The organism is Roseibium salinum, from assembly GCF_026240905.1.
GTDB classification, from domain to species: domain Bacteria; phylum Pseudomonadota; class Alphaproteobacteria; order Rhizobiales; family Stappiaceae; genus Roseibium; species Roseibium salinum.
In genome coordinates this window covers 313310-332994 of record NZ_JAPEVI010000003.1, presented here as the reverse complement: position 1 = coordinate 332994, position 19685 = coordinate 313310, and the positions used below count along the sequence as shown (strand labels likewise).

The following is a 19685-nucleotide window of genomic DNA, read 5'->3' as shown; positions in this document are numbered from 1 at the left end:
CTGCATGGGCGAATACCGGAATTATGTGATGTAGGAGACAGAAAGGCTCCAGCGTCCAGCGCAATCTGGGGCGCCGGTGTTCTGATGGAAAGACGCCGATCACAGTGCCAGTCAGGGGACCGTCGAGGGCCCGATCTAGGGAGAGTGAATGTGGCCGAGTCCTTTTTCCTGCCGTACGAATACGTCAATCATCTCACCAGTCCGGGTCTTCAGACCAGCGCCGGTCCGGTCAGGCTCAGTCAGTATCTGTGCAAGGACCGCGGCAACGGCGGCAACGACAGCGCGACCAGCCTCTACAAGAACTTCCGCTGGATCAAGGATGCGAACGGCGTCACGCTGAACCAGCATGTCGGCGGGCTCGCGATCGACCTTGCGCTCAAGGGTCAGGGCAACGACAAGGCCTTTGTGAAGATCTGGAACTTCATGCTGAAGAACAAGGATCTCCTCGACAAGTACAAGGTCGAGGTCTGCGGCCGTGCCAGCAAGGACGGCTCCAAGGATGTCGAGGCGACCGGCAAGATCAAGAAGCTCTATTTCGACAAGATGTCGGATCAGGCCGCACTGCAGAAAATGGTCCAGGACCGCTTCTTCGGCATGGACTGTATCGGTTTCGTCGCCAATTTCCTGATCTATACCGGCGAGTGGGACAAGTACTACGGCGTTTCGCCCAAGCGCTACCCGGAACAGGTCGCCAAGATCAACATCGATGACATAAAGGAGGTCAGGCCGCTCGACTTCATGGTCTGGAACGGCCATGTGGCGCTGGTCGACTGGGTCTGGGAACAGATCGACGACAAGCGCGCCCGCATCGACATGTGCCAGAGCTCCAGCGGCGGACCCCAGTGCAACGAGTATGTCATCCTGCGCCGGACCGGCGGCAAGGGCCTCAAGGGCGGCATGGAATTTACCATCGACGGCGGGACACCTGCGCCGCCTGTCCGGGGCCACTTCACGATCTGGCGCCGGGAGGGGTTCTGGTATTGAGGGGTTGGCGTACACCCCATTGGTGGACCCAACGGCCGCTGCGCCTCCTGATCAAGTCCCAGAACCCAGATGATGACCGACCTTGCGCCGTGGGCGCAATGTCCGGTTTGTCGGCAAAGCTGCATATATTCTAGCCAGATGTGGCCCGGCCTACTTGTAGAAGCCTTCCCGCAGATTGACGCCGTGTTCGACCCAGCCCTTCAAGGCACACAGCATCTGGGTCCAGCCCTCGCAGTTGCCGTAGGAGGCTTTCAGGCCGCCGGGCGTATCGCGCCAGCCTTCCTCGCTGATGGTCACCAGTGTGCGCCCGTCATCAAGCGGCTCGAAGGCCATGGTCACCATGGTGTCGTAGTTCGCCGCTTCGGGCATCACGCCCGAGGAACTCACCTCGCCGCTTTCATGCGCGGCCCATTGCAGCACGATTTCCTTGTCCTTGACGACCCGCGTCACCTTGACCGGAAAACGGCCCGGAAAATCTGCGAAATCCCAGTAGACGGTCACGCCGGTTTCCAGCCGCCCCTCGGCACCGCCCGTGGTGAAATAGGCCGACAGCCGGTCCGGATTGGCCACGGCTTCGAAAACCTCGGAAACGGGTTTTGCAATGCGGCCCGCGATCTTGAATGACAGTCCCATGTCTCACTCCATACACAACAGAAATCACGGCACTGCCTTGCGCATGCGCCGCCAGCTTGCCTGGACGAAGAACCCGTGCCTGCCGGCAAATCCGAGCTACGCAAGGGTTCCTCCTTGTTCGCGGCTCCATAATGTTATAAAATCATAACATGTCAAGCACAGATGATTCGGACCGGATTTTCAAGGCGCTGGCGGATCACCGCCGCCGGCACATCCTCGATCTCCTGAAGGACAGCCCCAAGACGACGGGGGCGCTCTGCGCCGCGTTTCCCGACCTGGACCGCTGCACGGTCATGCAGCACATGCGGGTTCTGGAGGCGGCGGACCTCATCATCGTCCAGCGCAAGGGACGGGAGCGCTGGAACTATCTCAACGCTCTGCCGATCAAGAAAATCCACGACCGGTGGATCGGCGAATATGCGGAAAACGCGGTCAACATGCTGGACCGGCTCAAATCCGATCTGGAGACGCCCCCGAACTGACATCTCCTGCGTTGCGAAGACTTGAAAACCGGCCGGATTTCCTGCGCCTTCGCGCCTTGAATACGGCCCGCTCCAGAGCGGCCAGGGAAGTTAATATTTGGGTCCGTACCCTAGACGCGACACGGATGAGCGCGTATACAACACCCGCGCTTCAGCGCCAATCCGGCGCGTTTCAACTCATCAGACCAAGAAGGCATTTTCGCCATGAATCACGGTCTTTCCCGACCGAAAAATCAGATCCGCTGGCTGCTGCTGGAAGGCATTTCGCCGACCGCGCGCGCGGTTCTGGAAAAGAACGGTTACAACAACGTGGAAGTCCTGCCAGGCGCATTGGACAAGGACGCCCTCATTGAAAAGCTGCAGGGCGTCCAGATGCTCGGCATCCGCTCGCGCACCCAGGTAACGGACGAAATACTCGATGCGGCCAAGAGCCTTGTCGCGGTCGGCTGTTTCTCCGTCGGCACCAACCAGGTGGACCTGCACGGCGCGCTGACCCGCGGAATTCCCGTCTTTAACGCCCCCTTCTCCAACACCCGCTCGGTGGCCGAGCTGACGATCGCCGAGATCGTCATGCTGATGCGCGGCATCTTCCCCAAATCCTCCGCCGCCCATGAGGGCCGCTGGATGAAGAGCGCCGCCGGCTCCCATGAGGTGCGCGGCAAGACCCTCGGCATCATCGGCTACGGCAATATCGGCACCCAGCTGTCGAACCTGGCCGAAGCCATGGGGATGCGGGTCATCTATTTCGATCTGGTCGACAAGCTTCAGCACGGCAACGTGATGCCGACGGAGACGCTGGAGGAACTGCTCGGGGAATCCGATGTCGTTTCGCTCCACGTGCCGGACACGCAGGAGACGCGCAACATGTTCGGCGCGGATCAGATTGCCGCAATGAAGAAGGGCGCGTTCCTGATCAACAACGCCCGCGGCAAGGTGATCGATATCGAGGCCCTGGCCGCGGCCCTGAAGTCGGGCCATCTGGCGGGTGCGGCCATCGACGTCTTTCCGGTCGAACCCAAATCCAACAAGGACGAGTTCTTCTCCCCGCTGCGCGGCCTCGAAAACGTTATCCTGACGCCGCATATCGGCGGATCGACGGAAGAGGCGCAGGCCCGGATCGGCGAGGAAGTCTGCAAGCGGCTGGTCGAATATTCCGATGTCGGCTCCACCATCGGCGCCGTCTCCTTCCCCCAGGTTCAACTGCCCAAGGGCACGGACGCGACGCGCTTCATCCAGGTGCATCACAACGCCCCCGGCGCCATGCGCACGCTCAACGACCTCTTCACCCGGCACAACCTGAACATCTCCGCCCAGTATCTGCAGTCCTACCAGGACATCGGCTACGTGGTCATGGACGTGGACAGCCCGGTCGAAGATCCGGTGAAGATCCTGGAAGAAATCCGCACCCTGCCGAATACCATCCGGGCCAGACTGCTCAACCGGGTCTGACCCGCAAGCTACGGAATGGAAAAGCCCCCGGCGGACGGACTGCCGGGGGCTTTCGTTTTTGTTGACGGTTCCCTTGCCTCGTCGCCCCGGACAGAGCCAAGCGTGCCGGAACGATGAAATCCGAAATGTTCCGGCAGGCTTGAGACCGCCTGCCGCTCCAGTCAGATCACGGACCGGCCACCCGGTTCCGGCCCTGTTTCTTTGCCTCGTAAAGGCGAACATCAGCCCGCTGGAACAGGTCCTCTATGTTTTCGCCGTCCACCGGCGCACTGGAGATCCCGATGCTGACGGTAACCTTTTCGGGCAGATAAATGGTGCTGAACCGCTCGATGCTCTTCCTGATCCGTTCGGCCATCGAGACGGCTCCCTCGGCAGGCAGGCGCTCGCACAGCAGGACGAACTCCTCGCCGCCGACCCGGTAGAGATGATCGTCCGAGCGCAGGTTCTCCTTCAACATCCGGGCAATGGTCGTCAGAACCTTGTCGCCGACCTGATGGCCGTGGCGGTCGTTCACCTGCTTGAAATGGTCGATATCGATTACCAGGAGGGAAAGGGTCCGGCCGTCCTTCAGGCTCCGCGCCAGGATTTCCGGCGCTTCCTGGTCGTACTGGCGGCGATGCAGGGTTCCGGTCAGGTGGTCGTAGGAGGTCGCCTCCAGAAGGTCTTCGTAGCGCTCGCGGTAAGTCAGCACCTGGAAAACGTCTTTCAATGGCCGGTTGGTCAGCCAGCCCCGCTCGTCATTGAAGAACTTCAGGTAGGCGACGAAGAACCCGGTATAGACAACGGTCGCAATCATCTTGGCGACCCAGCCGCCGAAGAATACATGCCACGGCGCGCCGGAGACATAGTGCAGCGCCAGGAAAAAGCCGGCCTGGTCGAATGTCAGGACCGCGGCGCCGCAAATCAGGAACCGCAGCGCCGGATTGCGGCCGACCCAGACCCCTATTCGCTCGTAGAGGACGATGATCGCAATGGAATCGATGAACAGCAGGATGGTTCCCCAGACCATCAGGAGGCCCATTTCGTCCACGAAGGCGATGTCCGGAATGCGGCCGTCGGTGACGACGACCGTATCGTGGTTTCTCAGGATCATGACCAGAGCGACGATCAGAAAATTGCCGATCAGCAGGCCATAGATCGGTTGGCGCGCCACCAGCGCGTCTTCGCGGATATAGAGCAGGAGGATCATCAGCAGCTTGCCGGAAAACAGTACGGTCGATCCCGGCGAGACGATCCCGAACGGCAACTGGATATAGAAGACACTGGCGAGATAGGTTTCCAGGAAGTGCATGACGCCGAGCGCGCACATGAAAACGCCGATACCGATCGTCCCGCGGACGCGAAGCAGGCTCATCATCACCGCGAAATAAACCGCCGCCTGGGCGAACATGAGAAACGCATTGTAGATCGCCATGGGCGCGTCAGGGCTCCACTTTTGGTTGGGGCCATAATGTATGCATCGATTCCCTCACCAGGTCATGTCCACGTGAGCCGCCCGGCGAACCGTGACGAAGCCCGGTTGGCCCGATGACTGGCTCTGGAGAAGTAAGGGAATCCGATTTCTTCACGTGACGATGCAGGAACAATATGAAAACAGCCTTGTTGGCCGCAGTTAACCACCAAAAGCAGATTACGTCATCAGTATTACAAATTACTTCGGTGAAAATAGAGGCCTTGGGATCGGGTCGTCACCACCGGAATGCGAAGGCAGAGCGCCGCCCTTCGACATCGCAACCGGGCAATCCGAATGCAACGGAATCGAAGCTTCGGCAACAAGGGTGTTTGATGGTAGGTAACGCTGTAGCGCGTTTCCAGAACGGAGTCTGCGGCATGATTCTGCCCCGGGATGAAAAACCCGTCACCGGCAATCTGATCGTCTTCGACGCCATCTGTGTCCTGTGTTCCGGCTTTGCGCGGTTCATGGCGACCCACGACAAGAATGCAGGCTTCAGGTTCGTGGATGCCCATTCCGAAACCGGCCGCGCGCTCTACCGCCGCTACGGTCTCGATCCGGACCTGATGGAGAGCAATATCGTCATCCTGGACGGCAACGCCTATACAAGGATGGCCTCGTTCACCGCCGCAATGCGCAGTCTCGGCTGGCCGTGGCGGCTTTTCACCGTCCTTGATCTCCTGCCCGCAAAAGTCGCCGACTGGCTCTATGACCGAATCGCGCAGAACCGCTATCGTGTCGGCTGGCGCTCATGTCCCCTTCCCTCCCAAGAGATCAAGGACCGGCTGATTGACTGAAGCAGTTTCGACCCGGCGGATGGTGATCCTCGGCGGATATGGGGTTTTCGGCGGCAGGTTGGCCGAAGCGTTGCTTCGTTCATCCCGGTTCGAGGTGATCGTCGCCGGGCGCAGCCTTGAACAGGCGGAACGCTTCTGTGCGCAAACTGGCGGGACGCCGGCTGTGCTGGACCGTGAGGCAGCGGATTTTCCGGCTGCCCTGGCTGCGCTGTCACCGTTCATCACCGTGGATGCGGCCGGTCCCTTCCAGGCCTATGGCGGCAATCTCTACCGGGTGGCCGAGGCCGCACTGAAAACCGGCAGCCACTATCTCGATCTGGCGGACGACGGCGCATTCACGAGAGGCATCCACGCGCTCGACCGGCAGGCGAAAGCGGCCGGCTGCGTAGTGCTGTCAGGCGTGTCGAGTGTTCCGGCGCTATCCTCGGCCGCCGTGGAAACGCTAAAAACGGACTTCACGCGCCTGGATCTGATCGAGAGCACCATCCTGCCCGGCAACCGTGCCCCGCGCGGGCTGTCCGTCATCCGGGCGATCCTTGCGCAAGCGGGCCGGCCGCTCGTCATCACGAGAGACGGTATTCGCCAGACGGTGTCCGGCTGGTCGGGCCTTCGGAAACGCAGGCTCGGGCGTGCGGGCGATGGCGGCCTGCCGCCACGTTGGTCGTCCTTCATAGGCGCTCCGGATCTCATCCTGTTTCCGGATCACTATGGCGCGCGGACGGTTCTGTTCCGCGCCGGCCTGGAACTGCCGCTCATGCATCTCGGCCTCTGGGGCCTTTCCTGGCTGGTCAGGCTCGGGCTGATCCGCTCGCTGGAACATGCCGCAAAGGCCCTTCAATGGACCGCGAACCGGCTGAAACCGCTCGGCACCGACCGCGGCGGCATGGAAGTCAGGGTTTGCGGATCCGATCTCCAGGGGCGGCCCCTTTCGCGCTGCTGGACGCTGATTGCCGAGGCCGGTGACGGGCCGCACATTCCGGCGGTCGCTGCCACGGTTCTTTGCGAACGGATTTCCGGAGACGCCGTGCAACCGGGTGCTCGCCCCTGCCTGGGCGAATTTACGCTTCGCGAAGCAGACGCCGCGATGGCGCCTCTCAATGTCAGAACATTCATGTCGGCCGATACGCGGCCAACGCTGTTCCAGCAGGTCCTCGGCGACACCTTCGCTAATTTGCCGCAGCCGATCCAGGCGCTGCACACGGTCTATGACCGCCGCCACTGGGCGGGACAGGCCAAGGTGACCAGGGGCCGCTCGCTCCTTGGCAATCTGCTGTGCCGGATGGTCGGGTTTCCGCCCGAGGCGGCAGAGACGCCCGTGAGCGTAGGGATCGACCGACACCAGGACGGCGAAACCTGGCGACGCTGTTTCGGCAGCAAGGCATTCACGTCGCACCTGTGTGCAAGGGACGACACCGGGTCGGGCCATATCCGTGAACGATTCGGCCTGGTGAGGTTCGACATCGATCTTCATCTTGAAGACGGACAGCTTCACTATCCGGTTCGCCGCGGAACGCTCCTGGGGCTGCCCCTGCCGAAATGGCTCCTTCCGGTCAGTGCAGCGACGGAGTTCGTAACGGACGACAGGTTTCACTTCGATGTAAAACTTTCCCTGCCGGGGATCGGTTTGCTGGTTCACTATCAGGGCTGGCTTGAAGAGGCTCGGCCGGAAGACCTGCGCCCTTCCGGCGCCGTTCACGCTGAGGCTTTGAATTGCCGGCCCGGCGTGACACCGAGGAGAACGGAGCGCGCCGAACCATGACCGGAGTTCTGCTCCAACATTTCCCGGAGCGTCTTGTCAGCCGACCGGACAACATTGTCCCTAGAGACAATTTCCTGTTTGACTTCAATGGCTTTTGGTCCAAATCTGCAAAGATGCCCTAATTTCTTGAATCAATCTCGCAACCGCTTCACCCGGAATTTTAACAATGCCTTCCGTCTCCCGTCTCTCCGTGAACGTCAATGCCGTCGCTATGCTGCGCAACCGCCGCGACCTGCCGTGGCCGAGCGTGATCGGCCTTGCGGCGATTGCGATGGAAGCCGGAGCGAAAGGGATTACCGTTCATCCGCGCCCCGACGAACGCCATATCCGCAAGTCGGATGTGTTCGACCTGGCGGAGTTGATCGAAGACCGCTTTCCCAACAAGGAATTGTGCCTGGAAGGCTATCCTTCCGACGATTTTCTCAAACTGGTGGAAGATGCCCGGCCGGAGCAGGTGCTCTTCGTGCCGGACGCGCCGGACCAGACCACATCCGACCACGGCTGGGATTTTGCAAAGGACACCGGTGCACTGGAAAGCGCGATTGCCGCTGTCAGGGAATGGGCCGTCACCGTCTCGCTTTTCTGCGATCCGGATCCCGCCGCTCCTGAACACGCCGCTCGGATCGGGGCTGAACGCATCGAGATCTACACCGGGCCCTTTGGCGCCTGTTATGACGACCCTGCCCAGGCCGCGAGGGAACTGGATCGAGTTGTCGCCGCAGCAGAAGCCGCGCGTGCGTGCGGACTGGGCGTCAATGCCGGACACGACCTGACGGTCGAGAACATTCCGGCGCTGATCGCCAGGGCCCCCTTCATTCGCGAAATGTCCATCGGCCACGGCTTCACCGCGGACGCACTGGTCTACGGGTTCGGGGCGAGCGTCCAGCGCTTCAGGAGAGCCATGGGTGAACTGTGACCATACGCTCCCTGCCCCGCAACGTCCCCTTCCTGCAATCTGCTGTTCCTGTCATCTGTTGAGAATTCCCCATGCCCATCGATCTCTGGCTCGTCTTCGTCGCCGTCTCGCTGATCCCCGCGATCAGCCCGGGCCCCGCCGTCATGCTGGCGATTTCCAATACGCTTCGCTTCGGCCGGAACGCGACGCTTGCCTCCGCCACCGGCAATGCCGTCGGCCTTGTGGTGATCGGCTACGCCGTCGCCCTCGGTTTCGGAGCCCTGATGGCAACGTCGGCGGTCGCCTTCACGGTGCTGAAACTCATCGGCGCGGCCTATCTGATTTATCTCGGCATCAAGGTCTGGCGCGACAAGTCCGGCTTTCACCTCCAGGACGGCCTGCCCGCGGCACGCAACAGCGGCTGGAAGCTGTTCCTGCAGGCGTTTCTGGTATCGGTGACCAATCCCAAGGCCATCCTCGTAATCACCGCGCTCTTTCCGCAATTCATGCGGCCCGACGGCATCGACTTGGCCGAGATCTCGATCCTCTCCTTCACCTACGCCGCGCTTTGCTTCCTCAACCATGCGACTATCGCATTCGCCGGCGCACATATGCGCCGCTTCCTGACGTCCGCCAGGCGCATGCGTTGGGTGCGCCGGATCACCGGCGGACTGTTCGTCGGCTTCGGCACGGCGCTCGCGACAGCCTCCCGCTGAACGAAACCACCGCCCGTCACACCAACCGGATCGGTACCTTGCCTGTCAAGATCCTGACCTTCTGCGGCAGCCTGCGTGCTGCCTCCTCCAATCTGGCGCTGTTGCAGGCCGTCGAACGGCTCGCCCCGGCAGGTATCTGCGTCAGCAGATATACCGGCATTACCGGTCTGCCACATTTCACGCCGGACCAGGATGAAGACGCACTTCTGCCGCAGCCCGCGCGGGATCTGCGGACCCAGGTCGCGGCGGCCGACGGTCTTCTTTTCGCGGTACCCGAATACATGCATGGTCTACCCGGAAGCTTTAAGAACACCCTCGACTGGATGGTCGGCTGCCAGCGGTTTCCCGGCAAACCCGTCGCCCTTGCCCATGTCACCGCCCGCCATGCCTTCGCCCCGGCACAACTGGAGGAGATTCTCCGGACAATGGCGGCACGCATCGTTCCGGATGCGGGCATTCATCTTGGCCTCTCGTCCAACAGGCTCGACGCGGACATGATATGTGCCGACGCGAGCCACGCGGCAGTAATCAGGACTGCCCTGGAGAATTTTCAAAGGTCAGTTCAGTCGAAGGAATTTGAATAAACCGCAGGTTTATGGTTTTCTACTGTCGAAAGCTTTGGTTTAAGCCTCCACAGCCAGGAGCGATCGGATGGCCGCGATCATCAATCCCTTCCACGGGCGGATAGGCCGTCTCCAATGGTGGCTGCTTCAGTTCGTGATTTTCGCGTTTGCCGTCGCCGGTCTGCTGGTCACGATTTTTCTGTTTGCCGAATCCGGCGCGCCGGCAGGGCCTCAGACGGTCAATGAACAGGCCAGCCTCCTGCTCATCGCTTTTCTTGTCGTCAACATGAACTTCTCAACCTGCATCAACAGGTTGAGAGACACCGGGCGAAGCGGGTTCTGGTATCTCACCTTCCTGCTTCCGGCGGTCGGCACCGGGCTGATGATCTATTTCTGCGGCGTGGAACCGGGAAAGAAGCTTTCAACGCCGGCCGAGCCTGATAGCCGCCTGCACATCATCACCTGATGCCGCCCGTCCGGAGCCGCAGGCAAGCCGGGATCAGGCAGCCGCCGCTTCCGCACGCTTCATTTTCTGATGCTCGTCTTCCACCATGCCCATCTTCCAGTAGCCGGAAATATAGGTGTCTTTCTTTTCCACCTTGAGCTCGTTGTGCAGGTAATCCCGCAAGGCGCGGATGACTGAGCTTTCGCCGGCGATGCAGGTCTGGACGATCCCGGCAGGCCAATCCAGCGCCTTGACGAAATCGACCTGAGCGGTCGACGGCACGTGCGCGTCTTCCTGGATCAGCCAGTGCACCTCGACGGCTGCCGGTGCCGTTATCTCGCGGATATCCTCCCTCAACGGCACCTCGAAGACGGCAATCCCCCGGGCATCCTGCGGCATGGCCTCGAGCGTCGCCTCGGCGACCGGCATGGCAGACAGATCGGCCGCGATCAGATACCAGTCGGCGTAGTATTCGGTAATCTTCGGCTGGCTGGGGCCGAGAAATCCCAGAAACGAGCCTTCGCGGGCCTGCTGCGCCCAGCTGCTTGCCGGGCCTTCGTCGCCATGGGCAACGAAGTCGATATCCAGTTCAAGGCTGTCGCGGCGAAACGCACGGATCGTGTAGGTCCTGACCGGATGAACCTTCTCCTCCGGCCGGTCGGTGGCAAAATGCGCTGCGAAAGCCTCCCTGCTCTCGCCCTCGCGCGGCAGGAGAAGCTTGCAATTGGCCCCCTCGTGGCCTTCCGGGAAGCCCTCCAGCTCCGGCCCGGCAAAGGTGACGCGGATCATGTTCGGGCTGAGGTAACGGGCTGACTGGACGTTGAGAATTCTGGGGCTGCGTTTCGGGCGGTCGGCCACGGGCATCTCCTAAATGATGAGTATTTCACTCATAATTAGCACCCAAGCAGAAGAAACTGAAGAGCCGCAGCGTTCGAAAATGTCTGACAGACCGTCACCCATACGGCTTCAGGTCTCCCGAAACCGCAAAAGCGCGCCGCTTGACCGGTGCGTGGCCCAGGATGCCGACGAACCACGTCTATTGCGTTGTCGTCCCGGCCAGGCGAAGCGCGAGCCGGGACCGGAGAGCCGCAAGTCCTTGCCCTTTGTCCGATAGACCTCGGCTCACCGATCCCGGATCTCCGCTCCGCCCGGAATTACGATGTGAGGGTTTGTCGTCCCCGAAAAGTCGTCACTCGCGGATGATCGGTTCTTTCAGGTCTTCCGGCTTCTTTTCCTTGATGACCTCCCAGTTCAGCGTGGCCTTCCGGATATAGCCCGGAATGTCTTCTTCAAAGCGGTCCTGAACCTTCAGGGAATTGTTGAGGTAAAGCTTGCCGTCGACGATCGACCAGGCATCCGGAACGACCGGAACCTTGAAGCCCATGGCGGCGCCAAAGGCGCAGAAGCCGCCATATTGCGGGGCATATTTGGCCGGATCGGCCACGAACGTGTCGCGGTTTTCCGCAGACGCGAATTTCCATGTCACATCGTCATATTCGGCCGTGAACTCATCCGACCCGGCAACCGGCTTGCCCTCCGTGAAATAGGCGACTGGATCCGTCCCGCCAATGGCGGCACCGTCCTTGGTGAAGGTGGTGATTTCATCGGCGGAGGCGGTAAAGGCGGCTGCGGAGAAAAGAGCGGTCAGTCCCAGAAGAACGGACTTGGACGTGTAGAGCGGCATGGTTCGTCTCCATCGGCGGTAAGAAGGGCATTTTCCCGGTGGCGCGCTTGGCCGACACGAAAATGTGCCGAACGGCTCCGGAAGGCCAATCAACCGTGATCACAGAGTTGCCAGCGGGCGGCGAGCAGGTCGTGATCGTTCAAACACCCGGAAGTCCCCGGAGCGCCGCCGGGTCACGGGGTGCAACCAGGCCGAGGACGAGATAGATCGCGGTTTCGATGTCGTCCGGCGTGATGGCGATATTGCGCAAGAGCAGGCGGAAATAGATCAGCCCCAGCAGCAGGTCGATCCGCGTTTCCATATCCGCCTCGAAGGGCGTGGCGATGAAGATCTGGCGCATGATCAGGCGGCGCCGGTTCTCCGCTTCATCGAATACGCTCGCCAGCGCCGGCACATGCCGGTGGGGAACGAGAGCACGGACTGCGCCGCCCAGCGGCGTGTCCTGCAGGGCGGTCGCCGTGTTCGTCAGACATTGCCTCAGATCCTCCGCAACGCTGCCCCGCTGCGGCGCGGCAGGATTGGCCTCTTCCAGGCCGTGCTCGACGGCGGCTGCAACGAGGCTGGCCTTGTCGCCGTAACGCCTGTAAACGGCCTGCTTGCTCGTTTGCGCCCGGGCGGCGACTGCCGCGATGGTGGTCTTCTCATAGCCATGGGCAGCCAGCTCCGAAAGCGTCGCCTCCAGCAATGCGGAGGTCACACGGCTTTCGCGCGGTCGTCCGGCGGCTTCTGTCCGCATCGTTGCTTCCGTTTCGGTACCCATTGGAACCGTAATAGGGAGATTGACGGCCAACGACAAGCCTTAGGGCTTGAGTTTGATCGCCGCCCGCCGCAAAGAGATCAGGACCCCGTGCGCAGGATCTGCGCGCCGAACCAAACGAGGACCCAATGTCTGTTGATACCGATACGGTAAAACGCGTTGCCCGGCTGGCCCGGATCAAGGTGAGTGACGACGACGCCAACCGCATGACAGGCGAATTGAACGCCATTCTCGGCTTTGTCGAACAGCTGAACGAGGTGGATATCGAAGGCGTGGAGCCGCTCACCTCCGTGGTCGAACAGACCATGAAGAAGCGCAATGACGGCGTCACGGACGGCGGCAAGGCCGCTGAAATCACATCGAATGCGCCGGCATCCGACGACAATTTCTTCGTCGTGCCTAAAGTCGTCGAATAACCGGGAAGCTCGTTGCAATGACCGACCTTACAAAACTTACGATCGCCGAGGCCCGTGAAGGCCTGAAGAACAAGGACTACACGTCGCTGGAGCTGACCGACGCGTTTATCGGCAACATCGAAGCGGCGAACAAAGCGCTGAACGCCTATGTGGCGGTGACGGCCGATCAGGCCCGTGACATGGCCCGGGCCTCCGACGAGCGCATTGCCAGGGGCGAAGCCGGAGCACTGGAGGGCATTCCGCTCGGCATCAAGGACCTGTTCGCCACCAAGGGCGTTCATACCCAGGCCTGCAGCCATATCCTGGACGGCTTCAAGCCGCCTTACGAATCCACCGTCACCGCCAATCTTTGGGCCGACGGCGCGGTGATGCTCGGCAAGCTGAACATGGACGAGTTCGCCATGGGCTCTTCCAACGAGACCTCCTACTACGGCAGCGTCGTCAATCCGTGGCGCAAGAAGGGCTCCAACCAGGACCTGGTGCCGGGCGGCTCGTCCGGGGGCTCGGCAACCGCCGTGGCAGCCCGCATGTGCATGGGCGCGACGGCAACCGACACCGGCGGTTCCATCCGCCAGCCGGCCGCCTTTACCGGCACCGTCGGCATCAAGCCGACCTACGGCCGGTGCTCCCGCTGGGGCATCGTCGCCTTCGCCTCTTCGCTCGACCAGGCCGGCCCGGTCGCCCATACGGTGCGCGACAGCGCGATCCTGCTGAAATCCATGGCATCCGTCGACCCGAAGGACACCACCTCCGTGGATGTCTCGGTGCCAGACTACGAGGCCGCCATCGGCCGGTCGGTCAAGGGCCTGAAGATCGGCATCCCGGCCGAATACCGCATGGAAGGCATGCCGGACGAAATCGAAGAGCTCTGGCAGAAGGGCATCGAGTGGCTGAAGGATGCAGGCGCCGAGATCGTCGACATTGCCATGCCGCACACCAAATACGCCCTGCCGGCCTATTACATCGTCGCCCCGGCGGAAGCCTCTTCCAACCTCGCCCGTTATGACGGCGTGCGCTACGGGCTGCGCGTACCGGGCAAGGACATTGTCGACATGTACGAGAACACCCGCGCCGAAGGCTTCGGCGAAGAGGTGAAGCGCCGCATCCTGATCGGCACCTATGTGCTCTCGGCCGGCTACTACGACGCCTACTACCTCAAGGCTCAGAAGGTCCGCACCCTGATCAAGCGCGACTTCGACGCCGCTTGGCACAATGGCGTCGATGCCATCCTGACGCCGGCAACCCCGTCCGCCGCCTTCGGCATCGCCGACCAGGACCTCCACTCCGACCCGGTGAAGATGTACCTGAACGACATCTTCACCGTCACCGTGAACATGGCCGGCCTGCCCGGCATTTCGGTTCCGGCAGGCCTCGACAAGAGCGGCCTGCCGCTCGGCCTGCAGCTGATCGGCAAGCCCTTCGAGGAAAGCACGCTCTTCCAGATCGGCCAGGTCGTCGAAGACGCCGCCGGCTCGTTCGAGCCGGAAAAGTGGTGGGGGTAAGCGCCTGAAGCTCCAACAATGTCGCTCCGGGCAACCGCCCGGAGCGACACGACAGGAGACCGTCCATGCATGACATCGAGACCGTCGTCGTCGGAGCCGGGGTGATCGGCCTTGCCTGCGCCAGGGCGCTGGCCTTGACGGGGCGCGAGGTCATGGTGCTGGAACAGCACGGGCTGATCGGCTCGGAGACAAGCGCGCGCAATTCGGAAGTCATTCATGCCGGGATCTATTATCCGACGGGCAGCCTGAAAGCGCGGCTCTGCGTTTCCGGCAAGGAGCTGCTCTACCGCTTCTGCGCGGAGAACGGCGTCGGGCACGAGCGCATCGGCAAGCTGATCGTTGCCGCCAGCAAAGCCCAGCTCAAGGACCTTGAGCGGATCAGACGGAAGGCGGCGGAGAACGGCGTCACCGACCTTGTCTTCCTCGATCGGCGGCAACTGGAGGAAAGCGAACCGGCCCTTGCCTGTCAGGGCGCCCTCCTCTCTCCGTCGACGGGCATTATCGACAGCCACGGCTTCATGCTCGCACTTCAGGGCGGACTGGAGGCCGCGGGCGGTCAGGTGGTGCTGAATACCCGTGTTGAACGCATCGAGACGCTTCCCGGCGGCGGCTTCCGGGTGCATGCGGCCACGGGAGGGACCGAAACCCATGCGCTCACCTGTAGGGAACTGATCGTTGCCGCTGGCCACGGCACGCCGGCCGTGATGAGCGACCTGCCGCAGGCCCGCGCACCCGAGACCTTTCTCGCCAAGGGCAGCTATTTCAAGCTCCAGGGCAAGGCCCCGTTCTCAAGGCTGATCTATCCCGTCCCGGAACCTGGCGGCCTGGGCGTGCATCTGACGTTCGACCTGCAGCATCAGGCGCGTTTCGGGCCGGACGTGGAATGGGTCGACAGCCTCGATTATCCGGTCGACCCGGCGCGCGGCGACAAGTTCTACGCTGCGATAAGGGCCTACTGGCCGGATCTGGCGGACGGCTCCCTCGTCCCGGACTATTCCGGCATACGGCCCAAGATCGCCGGCCCGGGCGAGCCTGCCGCCGATTTCCACATCGACGGTCCGCCCGCCCATGGCATCCCCGGACTGGTCGCGTTCTACGGCATGGAATCGCCCGGACTGACCTCGGCGCTGGCCATCGGAAATCTGGTCACGTCGCTTCCTTGAGACCGCCCGAAAGACTCCGTAAATCTGCCTAAAAAATGTCCCATTGACTGTATCAGCCGTTGAGATATGAACGAGCTGGCGGACAATGCTGCAATGCACTGAAATACCACTTTTTGGCCGGTATTTCTCCTTAAAATCGCTACACTGCCTGTGCTCATTCAGACTTAATGAGAAAAAGAATTCTTTAATTTCAACAAGGTGTCAAACGTCGTGATCAATCGGCGCAATTTTTTGTACGCAACGGCCCTGGCTGCAGGCTCGCTGGCAGGCGGTGCATGGCCGACCGTTGCCCTCGCTGAGAACGGCGCTCCCGCTGAAGGCGGTGCAGCTTTCTCGCCTGGTCAGAAGTTCGACTTCGAAGCTCTGGTGGGGCGCATGAAGGCAAAGGCCGGTGAAGCTTACGCGCCGGCGACGCCTGCGCTGCCGGGAAACCTGGCCGAAATGACCTACGACCAGCACCGGGCCATCCGGTTCCGGCCGGAACGGTCGGTCTGGCAGGATACGCCCAGTAACTACCAGGTGCAGGCCTTCCATCCTGGCTGGCTGTTCAAGGAGCCCGTCGAGCTTTACGAAATCGCGGAACGAGAAATCCGTCCTATCCATTTCACCGGCGCGGATTTCGAGTACCGCAAGCCGCTCGATCCGGCACATTTCAAAAACGTCGAACTGCCGGGCATCGCGGGATTCCGGCTCCACCATCCCCTCAACACGCCGGACTATTTCGACGAGCTCATCGTCTTCCTCGGTGCCAGCTACTTCCGCGCCCTGGGCAAGGGCACCGTCTATGGCCTGTCCGCAAGGGGATTGGCCGTCGACACCGCCATTGCCGGACCGGAGGAATTTCCGAGATTCACCAGGTTCTATCTGGAGCGTCCGGCGGAAGGCGCTGCCGAAATGCGCCTCTATGCGGAGCTTGAAAGCAATCGCGTCGCGGCCGCCTATCAGTTCGTCATCAAGCCGGGGATCAACACCGTCGTTGAGGTCGATGCCCGCATCTTCCTGCGGGACGATGTCGAAAGACTGGGCATCGCTCCTTTGACCTCGATGTTCCTGTTCGGCGAAAACGACCGGGTAGGTTTCGACGACTACAGGCCGGAGGTCCATGACAATGACGGCCTCCTGATCCTGCGCAAGAGCGGACAGCGCCTCTGGCGGCCGGTCCGCAATCCGGAAGCCCTGTCGCTGTCCTTCTTCGGAGAAAAAGATCCTGCCGGGTTCGGTCTTTTGCAACGAGATCGCAGTTTCGAGCGTTACCAGGACACCGAAGCCAAATATCAGAGCCGGCCATCCCTCTGGATCGAGCCGGTGAATGGTTGGGGCGACGGTAGTGTGATGCTCGCCGAAATCCCTGCAGAGAAGGAGATCTACGACAATATCGTTGCGTTCTGGGTCCCGGAAGGCAAGACGGAAGCCGGCTCCGAACACCGTTTTGCCTACCGGATGATCTGGGGACGAGATCCCGAACCCGGCACGGAACTGGCACAGGTTGTCAGGACCGCCACCGGGCACGGCGGGGCTGCCGCATCCGATCCCGATCCCAAAATCCGCAAGTTTGTGGTGGAGTTCGACGGCGAGGCCATTTCCGGCCTTGGTGCGGACGCACCGCTGAAACCCCGCCTTTCGATCCAAAACGGCACTGCGAAACATCATTTCGTGCAGCGCCTGGAAGGCGGAACCTGGAGGGCCGTTCTGGACGTTGAACGGGATGACTTGAAAATCCCGGTCGAATTCGTTCTGGCCCTGCAACTCGATGGAGCCGATGTAACTGAAACATGGATGTATCAGTGGAGTGGAAACTCATGACATCGCGTGAGAAACTTGCCATGAGCGCTAATTCGGATCCGAGCGAATGCGCATCTGTGTGTGAAGAAATCCGCCAGGTGATGAAGCGGCCGGATCTTTCCGACGACGTTCTTCTTCATGCCCTGTCCGGGCATTACGATCAGGACAACAGTCTCACCCCCGGTGCGCTTGCGGCCGGACAAGGTCTTCCCGAAGAGCGGGCGAGCGTCATCCGGACCATGATCGTTCCCCCGCCCAGGCACGGGCTCGAAATGCCGGCCCACGACCTCGCCCCGCCCCTGTCCGTGCGGTTCGCCCCCGTCATTGCGCGCTGGCAGAGGGTCCTGGCGGCGGGAAGACCCCAGCTGAAACGGGCACCGGCGGTAACAAGGAGCCGCTGACATGCAGCACCCAGCCGGTGACGCCGCCTGGTCAGCGCATTTCCGGCGTCTGGCCATGGGGACGATCGCAGTGTGCCTGACCACGGCGGCTTCCTTCATGTTCGCTATCGTGGTTCAGGCCGATGGGTTCGACTGGCTTGACGTCGTGCGCATCGGCCTGATGGCCATTGCGGCGTTCTGGCTGGCCTGGGGCGCCTGCATCGCCCTTTTCGGCGTTCTCTTTCCGACAGACGAACCCGTGCGAACTGTGGCGCGGCCGAAGGGCCGCACTGCCGTTCTCATGCCGATCTACAACGAGGCGACCGGCCCGGTCTTCGCGCGGGTCGGGGCGATCATGAAGTCGGTCGACGCGCTCGCCGACGCCGACTGTTTTGACTTCTACGTCCTTTCGGACACCACGAAACCGGATGTCGCGGCAAAGGAGCAGCGCGCCTACGAGCAGCTTCTGATCAAGCAGCAGGCCGGCGGACGGCTGTTCTACCGCCGCAGGGAGAAGAATATCGGCCGCAAGGCGGGCAATATCGCGGACTTCCTGCAGACCTCGGGCGGTGCCTATGACTACATGCTGGTTCTGGACGCGGACAGTCTGATGGATGGCGGGACCATTATCGAAATGGTCCGGCGCATGGAGGCCGATCCGCGCCTCGGCATCCTGCAATCCCTTCCCCAGATCATCCGGCTCGACACGCTGTTCGGCCGTCTCCTGCAGTTCGCGACCTGCCTTTACGGCCCCTTTTTCGCACGCGGCCTTGCGGCCGTTCAGGGCGTGGAAGGAACCTATTGGGGTCATAACGCCCTGATCCGCACGAGGGCTTTTGCCGCCGCCTGCGGCATGGCCTCGCTGAAAGGCGAACCGCCGTTCGGCGGGCAGATCCTGAGCCACGACACGGTTGAAGCCGCCATGATGGCGCGCGAGGGCTGGAAAGTGCGCCTCGATCCGGATCTGACCGGATCCTACGAGGAAGCGCCGGCGAACATGGTCGACTACGCCAAGCGCGACCGGCGCTGGTGCCAGGGCAACCTGCAGCACAGCCGCATCCTGGCCGCACCCCGCTTCCGCTTCTGGAACCGGATCTCCATCATGCAGGGCATCTTTGCCTATCTCGCCTCGCCCATCTGGTTCCTGTTCCTGCTGGCCAGTCTCGCAGCGCCGCTGGTGGCGCCGCCTCCGGTCTATTTCGACGGCCGTTCGCCCTTCCCGGTGTTTCCGCACCCGGAAACGGCAATCGCCCTCGCCCTGCTCTTCGGACTGGTCGCGCTGTTGATCCTGCCGAAGCTGCTGCTGGTCGCCAGAGCCCTTCTGGGAGGTGACGCCAGGGATTTTGGCGGCCCGGTACGGCTCGTCATCAGCTTCGTGGTCGAAATCCTCCTGACCTCGATCCTGGCTCCGATCCACATGATGTTTCACTGCCGCTCGGTTATGCAGGTGCTCACAGGCGCGGATTCCGGCTGGCCCGCGGCAGAACGCGACGACGGGTCCCTGCCCTTCGGCGCCGCGATGAGCGCCACCTGGTGGATGGCTTTGACCGGCATCGCGGGGGTCGGCTTCTCGCACTATTATGTGCCGGAACTGTTCTACTGGCTGCTGCCCGTCGCCCTGCCGCTGGTATTCGCGCCGCTGCTGGTGTGGATGACCGCGTCCGTCGCTATCGGCAAGGCGACCCGCTGGCTCGGAATACTGGCGGTTCCCTCCGACAGGCGGCCGGTTGAGATCGAAGCCGAAATGCGCAGCGTCCTGCAGGAAAGCGAACCGGCATCGGGCGCTGCTCGGGCCGTGGAAGGCGGCGTGGCGGCGGCTTAACCG

Annotated in this window: 20 protein-coding genes; 15 read left to right on the top strand and 5 right to left on the bottom strand. The window is 61.9% G+C overall.

Annotation, left to right across the window (positions count from 1 at the left end):
• The first annotated feature begins 150 nt into the window (after positions 1–150).
• Complete coding sequence (locus ON753_RS05985; protein ID WP_265961661.1) at positions 151–984, top strand: hypothetical protein; 834 nt, start codon at positions 151–153, stop codon at positions 982–984.
• A 150-nt stretch (positions 985–1134) separates the two neighbouring features.
• Here ON753_RS05985 and ON753_RS05980 read toward each other — a convergent pair whose 3' ends face one another.
• Positions 1135–1617, bottom strand: a complete 483-nt coding sequence (locus ON753_RS05980) for an SRPBCC family protein (RefSeq protein WP_265961660.1) — start codon at positions 1615–1617, stop codon at positions 1135–1137.
• Between the two features lie 149 nt (positions 1618–1766).
• Here ON753_RS05980 and ON753_RS05975 point away from each other — a divergent pair, with 149 nt between their 5' ends.
• Positions 1767–2099, top strand: coding sequence for an ArsR/SmtB family transcription factor (locus ON753_RS05975; RefSeq protein WP_265961659.1), 333 nt, complete (start codon positions 1767–1769; stop codon positions 2097–2099).
• Between the two features lie 204 nt (positions 2100–2303).
• Positions 2304–3548 carry a phosphoglycerate dehydrogenase gene (serA, locus tag ON753_RS05970; RefSeq protein WP_265961658.1) on the top strand — a complete coding sequence of 415 codons (1245 nt, stop codon included), beginning with the start codon at positions 2304–2306 and terminating at the stop codon, positions 3546–3548.
• A gap of 166 nt (positions 3549–3714) precedes the next feature.
• On the opposite strand, the gene ON753_RS05965 is transcribed toward serA, so the two are convergent.
• Positions 3715–4962: a GGDEF domain-containing protein gene (locus ON753_RS05965; protein WP_265961657.1), complete on the bottom strand. Its 1248-nt coding sequence runs from the start codon at positions 4960–4962 to the stop codon at positions 3715–3717.
• Positions 4963–5378: 416 nt separating this feature from the next.
• Between ON753_RS05965 and ON753_RS05960 the strand changes: the two genes are divergently transcribed.
• The 6 genes from ON753_RS05960 (at position 5379) to ON753_RS05935 (ending at position 10197) form a co-directional block, all read left to right on the top strand.
• On the top strand, positions 5379–5798 hold the full coding sequence (locus ON753_RS05960; protein ID WP_265961656.1) for a thiol-disulfide oxidoreductase DCC family protein: 420 nt from the start codon (positions 5379–5381) through the stop codon (positions 5796–5798).
• The gene (locus ON753_RS05955; RefSeq protein WP_265961655.1) at positions 5791–7557 is read left to right on the top strand and encodes an SDR family oxidoreductase; all 1767 of its coding nucleotides are present in this window, start codon (positions 5791–5793) and stop codon (positions 7555–7557) included. The genes ON753_RS05960 and ON753_RS05955 overlap by 8 nt, the downstream gene beginning before the upstream one ends.
• Positions 7558–7723: 166 nt before the next feature.
• Positions 7724–8473: a pyridoxine 5'-phosphate synthase gene (locus tag ON753_RS05950; RefSeq protein ID WP_265961654.1), complete on the top strand. Its 750-nt coding sequence runs from the start codon at positions 7724–7726 to the stop codon at positions 8471–8473.
• A gap of 71 nt (positions 8474–8544) precedes the next feature.
• The gene (locus tag ON753_RS05945) at positions 8545–9168 is read left to right on the top strand and encodes a LysE family translocator (protein WP_265961653.1); all 624 of its coding nucleotides are present in this window, start codon (positions 8545–8547) and stop codon (positions 9166–9168) included.
• Positions 9169–9206: 38 nt separating this feature from the next.
• Positions 9207–9752: an NADPH-dependent FMN reductase gene (locus tag ON753_RS05940; protein WP_265961652.1), complete on the top strand. Its 546-nt coding sequence runs from the start codon at positions 9207–9209 to the stop codon at positions 9750–9752.
• Positions 9753–9819: 67 nt separating this feature from the next.
• Positions 9820–10197, top strand: coding sequence for a DUF805 domain-containing protein (locus tag ON753_RS05935; protein ID WP_265961651.1), 378 nt, complete (start codon positions 9820–9822; stop codon positions 10195–10197).
• A 33-nt stretch (positions 10198–10230) separates the two neighbouring features.
• On the opposite strand, the gene ON753_RS05930 is transcribed toward ON753_RS05935, so the two are convergent.
• From ON753_RS05930 to ON753_RS05920, 3 genes are all read right to left on the bottom strand, one after another.
• A complete protein-coding gene (locus ON753_RS05930) occupies positions 10231–11034 on the bottom strand; it encodes a siderophore-interacting protein (RefSeq protein WP_265961650.1) in 804 nt (267 codons plus the stop codon).
• Positions 11035–11365: 331 nt separating this feature from the next.
• Positions 11366–11860, bottom strand: coding sequence for a YHS domain-containing (seleno)protein (locus tag ON753_RS05925; protein ID WP_265961649.1), 495 nt, complete (start codon positions 11858–11860; stop codon positions 11366–11368).
• 139 nt (positions 11861–11999) lie between these two features.
• The gene (locus tag ON753_RS05920; RefSeq protein ID WP_265961648.1) at positions 12000–12596 is read right to left on the bottom strand and encodes a TetR/AcrR family transcriptional regulator; all 597 of its coding nucleotides are present in this window, start codon (positions 12594–12596) and stop codon (positions 12000–12002) included.
• Positions 12597–12745: 149 nt separating this feature from the next.
• Between ON753_RS05920 and gatC the strand changes: the two genes are divergently transcribed.
• The 6 genes from gatC (at position 12746) to mdoH (ending at position 19682) form a co-directional block, all read left to right on the top strand.
• On the top strand, positions 12746–13033 hold the full coding sequence (gatC, locus tag ON753_RS05915; protein ID WP_265961647.1) for an Asp-tRNA(Asn)/Glu-tRNA(Gln) amidotransferase subunit GatC: 288 nt from the start codon (positions 12746–12748) through the stop codon (positions 13031–13033).
• Positions 13034–13050: 17 nt separating this feature from the next.
• On the top strand, positions 13051–14535 hold the full coding sequence (gene gatA, locus ON753_RS05910) for an Asp-tRNA(Asn)/Glu-tRNA(Gln) amidotransferase subunit GatA (RefSeq protein WP_265961646.1): 1485 nt from the start codon (positions 13051–13053) through the stop codon (positions 14533–14535).
• 65 nt (positions 14536–14600) lie between these two features.
• On the top strand, positions 14601–15698 hold the full coding sequence (locus ON753_RS05905; protein ID WP_265961645.1) for an NAD(P)/FAD-dependent oxidoreductase: 1098 nt from the start codon (positions 14601–14603) through the stop codon (positions 15696–15698).
• A gap of 198 nt (positions 15699–15896) precedes the next feature.
• Positions 15897–17501, top strand: coding sequence for an OpgD/OpgG family glucan biosynthesis protein (locus ON753_RS05900; protein WP_323054685.1), 1605 nt, complete (start codon positions 15897–15899; stop codon positions 17499–17501).
• A 20-nt stretch (positions 17502–17521) separates the two neighbouring features.
• Positions 17522–17881, top strand: a complete 360-nt coding sequence (locus ON753_RS05895; RefSeq protein ID WP_265961643.1) for a hypothetical protein — start codon at positions 17522–17524, stop codon at positions 17879–17881.
• A gap of 1 nt (position 17882) precedes the next feature.
• Entirely contained in the window at positions 17883–19682 is a 1800-nt protein-coding gene (gene mdoH / locus ON753_RS05890) for a glucans biosynthesis glucosyltransferase MdoH (protein ID WP_265961642.1), read from the top strand.
• The last annotated feature ends 3 nt before the right edge of the window (positions 19683–19685 follow it).